The following is a 14,319-nucleotide window of genomic DNA, read 5'->3' as shown; positions in this document are numbered from 1 at the left end:
CTTCTTCAGGTATCTCTGGAATTGGAGGTAATTTTTTCACTATAATCAATACAGGTTGTTTTCAATAAAACAATTGTATCATGGCTTTTTAAGGCTCTTTAGTTTGCCCTGTGTTGATCAAACTCCCTCTCAGTTAAGATAATATTCAAAAATATTCTATTTCGATCTGAGACAGATCGACAGGATCATTTATAGGGATAAATTACATGGGGCAGTGAAAATGCAATTTTTGTCCTCTAAAATGCTGTCAAGACTTTTTTTGTTTTTATTTCAAGTTTTGCACAGACTTATTGAGAAGTTACGCCTATGTTATCTAACTGACTGATAGCCTGTTGTAATTGCTCAATACCTTGCAATACGAAAGGTTTTTTAAGCGTACCCTGGTCGCTGACAATATAGCCATAAAGCATGCTGGTTCCACCCAGTGATTGATTAAGTCGGGCATCGGATTCATATAAAATTGTCCCGGACTTAAAGCGATTAACCCAATTTTCGTCAACACGAATACCTGATGCGCCCCAAGCAATCGTGAAACTGATAAAGATCAAACTGATACTAATGTTTTTGGCAGACAATTGTGACAACCATAACCAGATAATGAGGGATTTTTTCTGCAGTGCATTGGAGTGAGCCCAGGCTTTAGGGCGGTGCATGAGTGCTAAAAATGCAGGCGTTAGGCTAAAGGTAAGAAAATAGGCAACCATAATGCCAAAGGCGGTGAATAAGCCAAAATGTTTTAAGGGTAAAATAGGGCTGAAACTTAATGCCACAAAGCCGACTCCCGTGGTCATAGAGGTCAGGCCAATAGGACGAATGATTTTTTTCAAGGCGTTGAAAATACTCTTATGGCGGTCTTCATTCAGTCCCAGATTTTTATAGACCGCAATTAAATGCACCTCATCGGTAATACCAATCACCAATAGCATCACAGGAATTAATGTGGTTGGTAAATAAACCGGTATTTGCAGAATTGATAGCAAGCCCATAGTCCAAATGACAGAAATAATGCCCGTCAGAATGGGTAATAAGGCGAGTTTGAAATGTTTAAAATAGATGCTCAGTAATAATAATAAAACCACTATAATCACCGGCCCTAATCGGCGTAAATCACTGCGCATGGAAAAGCCCAGAGCACCTTCAATCATCACATTACCGGAGACCAGAATTTGGTCGCCATTTTTGGCTGGTGCTAATTGCGCAAGATGCTGACTGACTTGTTCATAGACTGAGCGGCGGGTGGTATTTTTTGCTAGGGGGGCAAAAATTGCAATGACCTTCGCATCAGCAGAAACCAGACGATTAAGAAATAATGGATTGTCTTTAATTTCCTGAAAAACGGCTTTGGCTTGAGTATCATTATGAGGGAGCTTGCTTAATGGCGGACGAATTAATAAGTCATCATTATGAGCAACGATATTATCGGTTGTCGCTAGACTCGTGACATCTTCGGCAATAATTTCGGGCAGGGATTGTAAATAATCACTAAGTGACTTAATTCGGGCGAGTGATTCAACATTAAATGCTCCCTGAGGATTTTCAACTGCCAGAATAACCAGATCACGTAGGCCAAATTGCTGTTCGATATTTTCCTGTAATAAGCGCGCTGGATGATCCGTAGGGATCATATTTAAAATATCATCATCAATTTGCAGGTGTCGTAATTGTGAGGCAAAACCCAAAGTGATGAGCAAGAGTAATAATAAGATTATTTTACTGTATTCAGTGGCAATACGGGCAAGTGCTAACATCGTTATACCCCCAGCCAGATACGTAAGGGTAAGGCAAGAAAGGCAGCAAAAGCACCAATAGACCAGATGAACACAGAACTCCAGTAGATGCGCTTGTTCCATAAATAAGCGCGACTACAGGCTTGGCCTAGTGCTTTATCCGTTGGGCATTGTCGTCCGGGACGATACATCGACCAACCGGAAAGTAATAACATGAAGCCAGAAAAAGCAAATACCCAGATTTTATATTTGCTCATGGTGACTAAAATTGGAAAAGCTGAAGTCATGGCGGCAACAGTTGCCCCAAGCCCCAAAGTGACAAAAATAATGGGTAAAGCACAACAAACCAATGTGCCCGTGGTGGTAAATAAGGTAAGCCAGGTGATAGTTTGTTCTTTTTGTTGCTCTTTTTTTAGAACTTTTTGTAGGTGATGGGTGACGTTCATGTGCTTTTATCCAAGTAATCTCTCAATAATGGCATCGAGTTTACAATCTGGAGTTAGCTCCAAGTCAAGAAAAAAATGAATTATTAATAAGCCTTGTGTTGAGATGCATTTACAGTTATTTTTTAAGCTAAAGAATTTAAATATGGATAGCGAGAACTCAATGCTTATTTTACAAACGACTTTACTGTTTTTTCTAACCGCACTGGCAGAAATAATAGGCTGTTATTTACCCTATCTCTGGCTTCGGGAAAACGGTTCTATTTGGCTACTGATCCCCGCTGGGCTCAGTTTGATGCTGTTTGTCTGGCTATTGAGTCTACACCCGACCGAATCCGGTCGAGTCTATGCCGCCTATGGTGGTGTTTATGTAACAACTGCCATTATGTGGCTGTGGTGGATTGACGGCGTACAACCCACTCGATGGGATATTATTGGCGTGGCAGTGGCCTTATCCGGTATGTTGATTATTCTCCTTGGCAGTCAAGAGTCATTGTAATAAGTTTAAAATAGGTATATATTTTATACTATGTTGTTATTTGAGTACGATGAAAATAAAAGCAAACAAAACTATGCCAAACATGGTATTGATTTTGAAAACGCCCAGTTGCTATAGAATGCTCCAAGATTAGTTGAAATCCCTGCTAAAAAAATAGCATCTAATAAACCTAAAAAAATTAGTGAAATTACACCCTCCCTGTTTAATACCAGTCATTAACTTCCTCGAATAGTGTTTCCCTCCATCTCTGAGTTTGCCCGTAGGCTGTGATTGAGGCACGAAGCATAGCAATAACGCCTAATAAAGAGATAAAATTCTTTCATCATTGCGCCACTTAGAGGACAAATTGCTTTATAATGGACGATTGCTTAATGGTTTAAGCGTTGGTGATGAATTATGTTCAATGAAGACAGATAAATTAATGAAAAAAATTGTAATTATTTTATTGGCAATTATGTTTTCTCATGCTCTCTATGCCGCAGGTACGGCGGCTGATGACTGGGATGAAGAATGGGAAAATGGTTTTGATGACAGACCCGTCATTCCCGAAGTCGCAACACCGGAATGGTTTAAAAAAAGCTTTATGGTGTTACCCGAAGATATCACTGAAGCCGTAGAAAACGGTAAAAAGGGTATTATTGTTTATTTCGGTCAGAAACACTGTGCCTATTGTCAGGCACTAATGGAACAAGATTTTGGCCGTAAAGACATAGAAATGTATACCCGAAAAAACTTTGATGTAATTGCGGTCAATATTTGGGGTAGTAATGAAGTAACCACACCGGATGGGCAGGTGATGACTGAGCGTGAATATGCCTTACGTGAACGAGCCAACTTTACCCCGACGCTGATTTTCTACAATGAAAAAGGTGAAAAAGCGCTCATGCTAAGAGGCTTTTATCCACCGTATAAATTTCGGGCTGCCATGGAATATGTTGAGCAGGGCTATTACAAAGAAGAGTCATTGCGTGACTATATGTTTAGGGCTAACCCACCACCACGCTTTGAAGTCTCAGCGCTTAACAATGAAGACTTTTTTATGATGCCTCCGTATGCACTGGATCGTAGTCACTTTAAAGCGCAAGAGCCCTTGCTGGTGTTTTTTGAACAGCAGGACTGTCATGCCTGCGATGTGCTACATTCAGATCCTTTGGAGTTTGAAGAAACCCGAAAATTGCTGTCGCATTTTGAAATCGTACAACTGGATATGCACTCCGATACCCCTATCATTACCCCCAATGGACAGCGCATTACAGCACGACAGTGGGCAGAACAACTGAATTTATTCTATGCACCAACCCTGATTGCATTTGATGAAAGAGGCAATGAAATCATCCGAATTGAATCCGTGGCTCATGTCTATCGTCTGAAAAACGTGCTGGAATTTATTGTCAATAAAACCTATATACAGACACCCGAATTCATGAATTGGCGCTTTGATAATATTTTTGGCGGCAAGCAGCTACCTCAAGTGGAAGCACATTCCGGCTCTGAGCGAAAAGAGTTGGCACCCCAGGGCACATCAGAATAATTTCCCGATACGAAATAATAATTAAGCGTTGATTGTTTATGAATGAAGAGTACATCGCAATACTGGCTCAGGTTGGTATTTCGGAAGCAATAATAGAAAATTCCTTTAGTCAGGCTACGTTGGATCGTGGTATCGAGTATTTTGAAAGTGATCGAGTTGAGATCACTTCGGTAGAATCGTTGACAGGGCAGGATATTGCCATCCATGCCGATGTGTTTGGCAGTATGGACTTTGCCTATCATATCGTTGTGACCCTAAAAATAGGTCAAAATCATACCAGTGTGATTGGTGAATGTGATTGTCCTGTCGGTTTTCGCTGCAAGCACGCGGTGGCTACGGTGTTTAAATTTGCTCAGAGCAATGCTGAGTCAATTAATGAACGCGGTGAGTTAGAAGGCATGGATAGCTACCAGGCAGAACAGCAGGTTGAGCAATGGCTGACTTCTCTGACGCAAAAACAGGATGCAAGCCATGTTATCGAATCAGCCCCTGATGCTAATCCGGGTTATAACAATGTCCTGCTTTACCTATTAAATCCCAGCGAAGATGGCAAGGATATGGAAATCATCACCATTGTGGCGCGACGCTTAAAAAAAGGCGGTTATGGAAAAAGTCGTCCGCAAAGCTTGGAAGACATGGTTGATGGCTATTCCTTACATATTAATTTTGAACATAATGAACTGGATGTAGAAATAGCCGGATTACTTTATAGCATGACCGGGCGAGGCTTGTTTTATCGGCAAAATGTCTATGCCATCAAGGGTGATATTGGTGAATTAACACTGGAAAAATTATTATCCACCCAACGTTGTTTCTGGAAAACTCAGGAATTAAACCAGCCATTGCAATTCGGTGCGGTGCGTGACTTTAAATTGTCCTGGCAAGAAACTCAGATGCTCGAGCAACAACAATACCAGATCAGTGCAGAAGTGACTCCCAAGGCTGTAGAGTTGTTTCATTTAAAACACTTCTTCTATCTGGATAGTGAACACAATCAAATTGGTCAGGCGCAACATAGTGAGTTAAGCGACCAACAAATCGAACAAATTCTTAATGCACCGCCAGTGCCGGAAGAGATGGCTAAAAAGGTAAGTGAGCAGTTACTTCAGGCCTGGCCGGAATATGATGTACCCATGCCGGTGAGCCTCAGTGATGAAACAATATTTATTGATAGCAAGCCCATAGCCGATGTTATTATGCATTCAATTGAGCTGGAGGGGCGGCGTGTCCACCTGCTCAATTTACGTTTTAATTATGACGGTCATGTGATACAGCCAGAAAAAACCAGCTCAAGCTATCGTTTTCTTAAAGAGGGTCAGCAATATCAGATCAATCGTGATGCTGCATTTGAGCTGCAATGTTTGACTCAGTTGCAACAAAGTCACTTTGTCTCAGCGGCTTCATTAGGACTGACACAATTCAATCAATTGCAACAAACCATTATGGCTGATTCGGCTACGGCAAGCCTCTGGCATTGGCACGATTTTCAATATGATGTCGTACCAGAACTACAGGCGCAAGGCTGGCAGTTTCACTTTGATGAAAGCTTCAATATGCAAATTGAAGAAGCGGATGAGTGGTATGGCGAACTGGAAGAACAGGATAATCAGGAATGGTTTGAAATCAGTTTGGGGATTGAATTAAACGGTCAAACCATTAATTTACTGCCCTCTTTGGTGGAGCTTTTGTCCCTGGAAAGTGATCCGGCACAAATGCGTGAGCGGATTTTATTACGCGAATTTATTATTTTGCCGGTCACAGAAAATGCCGCAGATGAACATAATCCGCGTTGGGTGAAACTGCCCTCAGCCCGAATTATGGGCATTTTTGACACCTTGGTGGAGTTGTATGATACCCATGCCTTAAATGACTCCGGTAACTTATTGTTCAGCAAGCATCAGGGGCTACAATTACGCGCCTTACTCAATGATCCAGCGCTTAAATGGAAAGGGGCGGAACAATTACAGGCCTTGAGTAAAAAAATTCAAAACTTTAAGGGCATAGAGCATGTTGAACCGCCTGAAGGCTTGCAAACAGAACTCAGAGACTATCAGCAACAGGGATTAAACTGGTTACAATTTATGCGTGAATACCAGTTTAACGGCATATTGGCTGATGACATGGGCTTGGGTAAAACTGTGCAAGCCTTGGTGCATTTACTGCATGAAAAGCAAAGAGAGGGCAATGACAAAGCTGAACTCCCATCCCTAGTGATTGCACCGACAAGTCTCATGGGTAATTGGAAGCGTGAAGCCAAACGTTTTACGCCAGAGTTAAACGTGTTATTGCTACATGGGCCATCACGCAAGGCATTATTTTCAGAAATAGAAAATTGCGATGTGATCCTGACCACTTATGCTTTGATGCTACGAGACAAAGAGTTTCATAGTGAACAAAAATATAACTTTGTGATTTTAGATGAATCACAAAATATTAAAAATGCCCGCTCTAAAACATCGCAGGTGATTTTTAAACTCAAGGCCAAGCATCGCCTCTGTATGACGGGTACACCGATGGAAAATCATCTGGGTGAACTCTGGTCATTATTTCACTTTTTGATGCCGGGATTTTTGGGCACCCAGGAGCGCTTTAATCGCTTGTTCCGCTCCCCGATAGAAAAGCAGGGTGATGCTGATCGCCAACAACAATTGCATCAGCGCATTAAGCCCTTTATGTTACGTCGTACCAAAGAAATGGTCGCGACCGAGTTGCCAGAAAAAACCGAGATGATCCGTACTATTCCTCTGACCGGCAAGCAACGGGATTTATATGAAACCGTGCGTTTGGCCATGGATGAAAAAGTACGAGAAGAAATCAGTAAAAAAGGTCTGGCACGCAGTCAGATAATGATCCTTGATGCCTTATTAAAACTTCGTCAAACCTGTTGTGATCCACGGCTATTATCCCTGAGCAGTGCCAAGGATGTGCAGCAATCAGCCAAGCTGGATATGCTCATGGAAATGGTGCCGGAAATGGTTGAAGAAGGGCGTAAAATCATTATCTTTTCGCAATTCGTTAAAATGCTTGGCTTTATTGAAGAAGAACTCAAAAAACACGATATCAGCTATAGTCTATTGACGGGACAAACCCGTAATCGTGATGATGTGATCATGGATTTTCAGGAAGGTGATGCGGAAGTGTTCTTAATCAGCCTCAAGGCAGGTGGTGTTGGCTTGAACCTGACGGCAGCAGATACGGTAATTCATTATGATCCCTGGTGGAATCCGGCAGTGGAACGCCAGGCAACGGATAGAGCCTATCGAATAGGCCAGGATAAACCGGTATTTGTGTATAAACTACTGACCGAAGAAACCGTGGAAGAAAAAATTCTAGCCATGCAAAATGCCAAGCAAAAATTGGCTGACGGACTCTATCAAGATGAAAAGGCTCAGGGGAAAAAACCAGGCGATAAGGGTACTATAGTAAAAAATATAGCAAAAAAAGGACCGCAATTTTCCCAACAAGAGTTAATGGATTTATTGAACCCTTTAAACTCTTAAGGAAATCTAAAGGTTTTATCGTTATAATAGGTTCAAATGCTGTTATTTAAGAGCGCTTCTGCTACTCTTAAAATAATTTATGGAAAAAATACTAAGCTACTATTAACCCTGATAATAGTAGGCTTTTGTCAGCGGTGGTATTAACTGATTATTTCTATAAACGATTTTAGAAGTGATTTATGTGGGTGAGCTATTATCAACAATCAAAATAATAAAAAAAGTGTCAAGCTTTTCGGGAGTTGCTGTTTATTACTCAGCGTCTTTTCCCCGCTCAACTATTCCTATGCCAACTCCAATACGAATTCCAATTCCAATATGAGCGATGAGGATCTACTGGCTCTAAGCTGGGAAGAATTAACTCAGGTTAAAGTTATCATTGCTTCCGGCACTGAACAATCACTGGCTAAAGCCCCTGCAACTGTTACCGTTATCACCGCTGACGAAATAAGAAAAACCGGTGCAAGCAATATTACCGAAGTGTTAGAAACTGTTCCTGGTGTCCATATCAATAGCAATAACTTTGGTTTTAGGCCGCTGGTACACATGCGTGGTACTGGCAGCTTTCAAACCCTGCTGATGGTCAATGGCAATGATACCCGCGATCTCATGTGGGCCTTTGGTATTTTTTGGAAAGGCATTCCGGTCAGTGCTATTGAACGCATTGAAGTTATTCGTGGCCCTGGTTCTGCGCTATATGGTGCTGATGCCAGTGCCGGGGTGATCAATATTATTACTAAAACGGCTGGAAAAATCACCGATACACAAGTAGGTATTCGTGCAGGCAGTTTTGATACTCGCTCAGCGTTTATGCAAACCGGTGGTGAATGGAATGGTTTCGACCTCGGTATGACCGCAGAGTTTTCCACCACCGATGGACATGATCCAACTATTGAGCAAGATAAAGCGGGTACACGAGGCACAGCACAATATGGCTGGGATAATAAAGATTTACGCTTTTCCATGGCCAATAAAAACTGGCAATTGCTGGCAAACTATATGCGCCACGATAATCTTGAAACGGGTATGTCTGGTGCAGGTTTTTTAGATCCGATAACGAGCGCTGAAGATGAGCGCTTTGATATGGACTTGATCTATAAAAATGATAATTTCAGCGATAACTGGGGGCTTGATGCCAAGCTACATTATCAGGATTTAGAATATGCTTCAGGTAATGGCTTTCAGGAAGCACCACCGAGCGTAAGCTACCCGAATGGCAAGTTGAATCAAATGGAATCTTCAGAACGTCAGGCCAGCTTTGAAGCCAGTGGCTTATATTCCGGTTTTAATGCTCATCAAGTACGTATTGGCGCGGGTTATAATTGGCAGGACTTATACCATGTTGAACAACAGGTTAATTTTGGTACAGGATCTGATGGCCTGCCATTACCACCGGGTGGCCCTTTAGTTGACATTTCAGATACCCCTTATGCTTTTGCGCCAGAACGAACCCGTAGAATCAAGCATGTTTATATTCAGGATGTCTGGTCTTTCGCTGAGGATTGGGAGTTGACCATGGGAGCACGCTATGATGATTACTCTGACTTTGGCGATACCATGAATCCCCGTGTCGCTTTGATTTGGCAAACCTCTGAGAAACTGACGACTAAACTCATGTATGGCCAAGGATTTCGCGCCCCTTCTTTTCAAGAGTTGTATGCAGATACCTCTCGCACCTTGGCTAATTCAAGTTTAGATCCGGAGGAGTCAGAGACTCTGGAATTGGCTTTGTCTTATCAGGTCAGTCATGCGCTGGAATTAGGCGTTAATTTATTTAAATTTGTTATTACTGATTTTATCAGTGCTCAAGATGTTGGCCAGAGTCGCAGGCAATATCAAAATACCGGTAGAAATAAGATTATGGGTATAGAAATGGAAGCGCGTTGGCAGGCAAGTAAAAATCTGAGCTTTTCGGGGAATTACACTTATCGCGATCCAGATGATAATAAGTTTCGGCAGATATCAGAACCAGGACAGGATGCCTATCTTCGTTCCGACTGGCGCTTTCACCCCCATTGGAACTGGAATGTTCAGGCAAATTGGATAGCGGATAGGGAGCGTGCAATGGGAGATATGCGTAGCAATCTGGCGGATTATACGGTGGCGGATACCACCTTACGCTATACCGGTTTTAGCCAATGGGAACTCACTGCATCGGTACGCAATTTATTTGATGAAGATGCCCGCGAACATACCGGGGCTTCAGTGCCTAAGGACTTGCCTTTAGCAGAACGTAATTTTTATGCGGAAGTACTGTATAAATTCTAAATTGCTAGAAAAATGAGTACTGATTTCTACCATTTTGTTTCGCTTGATAAAGTGCTTTATCAGCCATTTGATAAAGCATACTGGAAGAATAACATTCTTCACCAATAGTGGTAATGGCGACGCCCAGACTGACGGTGACAATATGATGCTTGGACGTTTTATGAGGTATCTTTAACGCTTGAATGATACTTCTTAGTTGGTCAGCGACCTGAGTAACGCCTTCTCTTGATGTTTCGGGCAAAATGACAGCAAACTCTTCTCCGCCAATTCGGGCGACAATATCGCCGGGACGTTTAATTTCATTTTTTAGTGCCTGAGCAATTTTTTGCAGGCAGACATCTCCTTCCTGATGACCATAGGTGTCATTAAATTGTTTAAAAAAATCAATATCGATCATAATAAATGCAATCCGACTTTTGTTACGTTGTCCTTGCAACCAGGCTTTTTCATATTCCTCATCAAAACGTCTGCGATTAGATAGATTCGTTAGAGAGTCAATATAGGAAAGATGGCGTAGTTTTTCTTCTTTGTTTTTATGTGCGGTAATATCATGGATGACAGCAAGATAGCGATTCTCATTGGCGGGAATTTTCATTAATGAAAATTCAATTGGAAATTCACGTCCTGATGTTTGTCGGGCAATAATTTCTATACTGGTTTGCTGAGTAAATACTTGTTCTGGGCGATTGGCATGATGTTCAAACAGAATGTTGTACTGCGTTTTAAATGGTTCTGCAAAAAATTGGGTAATGTTTAAAGAATGAATGGCTTGAGCGTTGACACCAAACAATTTTGCAATGGCAGGGTTGGCAGTTTGTATATTGCCATAGCAATCAAGCTCCAAGATGCCATCAATAACCAGTGCCACAATTTGCTGTAATTGTTTTGACTGTTGCTGATGTTCCTCAAGTAATTTACGCAGGTCTTTTTCTGAACAGGCAAGTTGATTGTTCAGTGCTTGTATTTGCAGTTGATTGGCCACACGAGCGTAAATTTCCTGCTCATGAAAAGGTTTGTTGATGTAATCTTTGCCACCCACAGAAAAACCCATCACTAAATCATCAACATCGGTTTTAGCTGAAATGAAAATAACCGGAATATCTTTAGTCAAAGGATTATTTTTTAAGCGTCTACAGGTTTCAAAGCCATCAATACCAGGCATCATGATGTCCAGCAAAATAAGATCAGGTTGGATGTGACAGGCAATTTTAATGGCACGCTCACCCTCTTTAGCGGCAGAAATCTGGTACGCTTTTAATTGTAGAATTTCTGTTAATAAAGTGATGTTTTCTGCCGTATCATCAACGATAAGGATCTTATTGCTCATTAGCTAAAGCCTCGACATATTGAAAAATACCATCTAAATCAGCACTATTGATGAGTCTGTTTAGATATTTGGCAACGTGTTTACCATCGTCACCGTATTGTTGCAATTGCTTTAATAGATTTTTTAATTCAGAAAGTTGACTGTATTCAGTTGCTTGTACTAATGCTTTGATTAGTATGGGATCCAGTTGTAATTGAGCGGGAATAGAAGCATCTAATGCTTCGTTGGATGCTTGCTTGTCTGTGTTGTTGGTGCTGTTAGATTTTATTTGCAAGTCAACACCTAGCATGTGCTTAACGGCATAACATATTTCATCAAAGCGAAAGGGTTTAGAAATAAATAAATCAAATCCAGCCTGTAAAAAATGTTCAGAAGAATGTTGTAAGGTCGATGCTGTCACTGCGACACATTTGAGTTGTGCAGAGCTATATTGCTGACGAATAATTTCTATAGCTTCAATGCCATCCATCACCGGCATACGAATATCCATAAAAATAATATCCGGAAAGTCGTTTTCAATGGCGTTGAGCCCCTGTTGACCATTTTCTGCACAGGCTATGTCGAAACCCAATTGTGATAAGATATTAAAAAGTAATTCAGTGTTTTCTTTATTGTCTTCCACAATTAATGCTTTAAAGCATTTATTAGAAGGCATCATATAATGTGTGATTGCTTCGTTTTCATGTTGAACAAAATGCTCACTGGCAGGTATTAGTTTGATGTCAAAGTAGAAGCAAGCGCCTTCTCCCAGACTGGATTCAACACGCAATTGACCACCCATTAATTCAACATAGCGTTGACTGATATTTAATCCCAGACCTGTTCCGCCTTTTTGTAAGCCAAGCTTTTCCTGATGAAAAGCATCAAAAACACGTGCCAGAGCTTTTTCTTCAATGCCAGAGCCAGTGTCTTTGACCAGGAATTGATAATGATTGTCTGCAATCACATTAACCTTGAGCAGTACTTCACCCTGCTCGGTAAATTTACAGGCATTGCTTAAAAGGTTGATCAGTATTTGTCTCAGCTTGCCTTGATCACCATTCACTAGAATGGGTTCCTGTGAAAAAAACTCCATCCGCCAATGAATGTTTTTTTGATCACAGCGTATTTGAAACATGTTCTCTACATTGAGAATTAAGTCATGTAGATCAAAGTCACTATTAGTCAATTCCAGAGAACCGGCTTCAATTTTGGATAATTCCAGAATATCATTGATTAATAATAATAAATGATTACCACTTTTATCGATAATGGTCAGTTTTCGTAATTGCTCATCATCTAAGTTACTTTGTTGTAATAATTGTGTATAGCCTAAAATAGCATTCATCGGCGTTCTGATTTCGTGTGACATATTGGCCAGAAAAATACTCTTCAAACGGCTGGCAGAAAGTGCTTCGTCGCGTGCTTTGCGTAATTGCAGAGTACGTTCTTCAACCCGATTTTCGAGATTGATTTGATAATGTGTATTGAGCTGATTGTGCTGTTCTAGTTGGGCGAGCATACTATTATAACCGTCGATCAATTCGCCGAATTCATCATCGTAATTATTTTTTATCGTGGCTGTATATTTATGCGCTAGAGTGACATGCTGCATAGATTTAAGCAGTTGTAACAAGGGGGCGGTAAATATTTTTTGTGCCTGATAGGCGAACACTAAGGTGGCGAATAAGGCAATTACTAATATCATCAGCGTGGTATAAATATATTGTTTGATTTGACCCCAATAAACATCCCGGTCAGATTCAATATGGATAAATCCGAGCAGAGTCTTATCGACATTGAAGATAACTTTTTTAAGTATGTAAATATGGTTATTAGTGATGTAGTCACCCTCAGCCTTGTTTTTTAAGAGCTTGATAATGGCTGTCGGAATTTTATGTTTGGAGATGTTTTCAGTATTGTTTATAAGATGATTGCGATGGTATTGTGCAAAAATTTCACCCTCTTCAGTGAATAAATGTGCGCTCACAATATGTGACTTAGCGTTAAGCGCCATTAAGTTTTCATTGGCTGCTTTTTGATCGTAGAACATGATCGCTGCATAAGTGTTTTTGCCTACTAAATCCGCAAGTGTAGAGAGATCATCATGCATATTTTTTTTCAAGGTGATTAATTCACTGGTGATAAAAATACTCAATGCTGAGAGAAGCATGAAACTACTAATACCCATAATAGTAATAATCAGTTTATTTTTAATGGAGAGGTTTTTTAAAAACTTTGTGAGGCGTATCATTGTGTTGTCTCCTCAGAAGAGACAATTTTTGCCAGTGATAATATGCGGGAACTGATTTTGAGCCCAGACTGATTTATCGCATTAAGATTCACCTCGAGGCTGAGTTTATTATTATTTAAGAAAAAACGAATGTGACCACTTTTTTCTGCAAACAAAGGCACTTCACTGATGGTGAGAGTGGGGGCATGATTAATTGTCTTTAAAATAGTGGGAATTTGTTCTTCTTCTTGTCGACTGATAAAAAGCATTTGGCACTGATCGATGTTATTGAGACGTAGATGGCGTTGTATGGTCAGTGGATGTCCACGCACTTTTTTATTGTGAAGAGATTCTAGTGCTGCTCCAAATGGATCATTGCCTATTAAACATAAGCGAAAAGGGTCTGAGTTGTGCTTGAAGGTGTTTTCAGGCCAATCAATCAGGCGGGCGAAGTTATATAAAAAAGCGGCTTTTAATAAATATTCCTGGGCTTGAGAATTGTGCGTCTTGGTGTTGTCGGCCGGTAATTTTAAAGGGATCAGGATGATACTCACCATGCTAATGGTCAGTAAAGAATGGATAAAAAATTGACGTAAAAAAATCAACAAATACTGATCCTGAAGGCAATAAAACAACACTGTGAATGAGTTTGCATTTACTTGCACATAATAGTTGCTAAAAGCGTATATGATTACTAAAGTATATGGAATAAGGGAGGAAATACAACCCAATTTTATGATTAAATCACGATGTGGATTTTTTATTTAACAATCAAGGATAGATTTGTTATAAATCATTAATATATAAGGCTTTTA

The 14,319-nt window shown here is 40.6% G+C and carries 9 protein-coding genes; 4 read left to right on the top strand and 5 right to left on the bottom strand.

Features of this window, described 5'->3' with window-relative positions:
* Positions 1–287: 287 nt before the first annotated feature.
* Entirely contained in the window at positions 288–1,748 is a 1,461-nt protein-coding gene (locus JEU79_RS03135) for an efflux RND transporter permease subunit (protein ID WP_198262928.1), read from the bottom strand.
* A 2-nt stretch (positions 1,749–1,750) separates the two neighbouring features.
* Positions 1,751–2,173: a hypothetical protein gene (locus JEU79_RS03130; protein WP_198262927.1), complete on the bottom strand. Its 423-nt coding sequence runs from the start codon at positions 2,171–2,173 to the stop codon at positions 1,751–1,753.
* 160 nt (positions 2,174–2,333) lie between these two features.
* On the opposite strand from JEU79_RS03130, the gene JEU79_RS03125 reads away from it, so the two are divergent.
* From JEU79_RS03125 to JEU79_RS03110, 4 genes are all read left to right on the top strand, one after another.
* Positions 2,334–2,669, top strand: coding sequence for a YnfA family protein (locus tag JEU79_RS03125; RefSeq protein ID WP_198262926.1), 336 nt, complete (start codon positions 2,334–2,336; stop codon positions 2,667–2,669).
* Positions 2,670–3,072: 403 nt separating this feature from the next.
* Positions 3,073–4,200, top strand: a complete 1,128-nt coding sequence (locus JEU79_RS03120) for a thioredoxin family protein (protein ID WP_214660481.1) — start codon at positions 3,073–3,075, stop codon at positions 4,198–4,200.
* A gap of 38 nt (positions 4,201–4,238) precedes the next feature.
* Positions 4,239–7,700, top strand: coding sequence for a DEAD/DEAH box helicase (locus tag JEU79_RS03115; protein ID WP_198262924.1), 3,462 nt, complete (start codon positions 4,239–4,241; stop codon positions 7,698–7,700).
* A gap of 315 nt (positions 7,701–8,015) precedes the next feature.
* Positions 8,016–9,965, top strand: coding sequence for a TonB-dependent receptor plug domain-containing protein (locus JEU79_RS03110; protein WP_198262923.1), 1,950 nt, complete (start codon positions 8,016–8,018; stop codon positions 9,963–9,965).
* A gap of 4 nt (positions 9,966–9,969) precedes the next feature.
* Here the strand turns inward: JEU79_RS03110 and JEU79_RS03105 are convergent, their stop codons facing one another.
* The 3 genes from JEU79_RS03105 to JEU79_RS03095 are packed head-to-tail and all read right to left on the bottom strand — an operon-like array spanning position 9,970 to position 14,235.
* Positions 9,970–11,292 carry a diguanylate cyclase domain-containing protein gene (locus JEU79_RS03105; protein WP_198262922.1) on the bottom strand — a complete coding sequence of 441 codons (1,323 nt, stop codon included), beginning with the start codon at positions 11,290–11,292 and terminating at the stop codon, positions 9,970–9,972.
* On the bottom strand, positions 11,282–13,525 hold the full coding sequence (locus tag JEU79_RS03100; protein ID WP_198262921.1) for an ATP-binding protein: 2,244 nt from the start codon (positions 13,523–13,525) through the stop codon (positions 11,282–11,284). The genes JEU79_RS03105 and JEU79_RS03100 overlap by 11 nt, the downstream gene beginning before the upstream one ends.
* Entirely contained in the window at positions 13,522–14,235 is a 714-nt protein-coding gene (locus JEU79_RS03095) for a TOL_0243 family YfiR-like periplasmic protein (RefSeq protein ID WP_198262920.1), read from the bottom strand. The genes JEU79_RS03100 and JEU79_RS03095 overlap by 4 nt, the downstream gene beginning before the upstream one ends.
* Positions 14,236–14,319: the final 84 nt, after the last annotated feature.

The sequence above is a fragment of the sulfur-oxidizing endosymbiont of Gigantopelta aegis genome, assembly GCF_016097415.1.
GTDB lineage: Bacteria > Pseudomonadota > Gammaproteobacteria > GRL18 > GRL18 > GRL18.
Note: the sequence above shows the minus strand (reverse complement) of the source record. Positions and strands in the feature narration are given on the sequence as shown.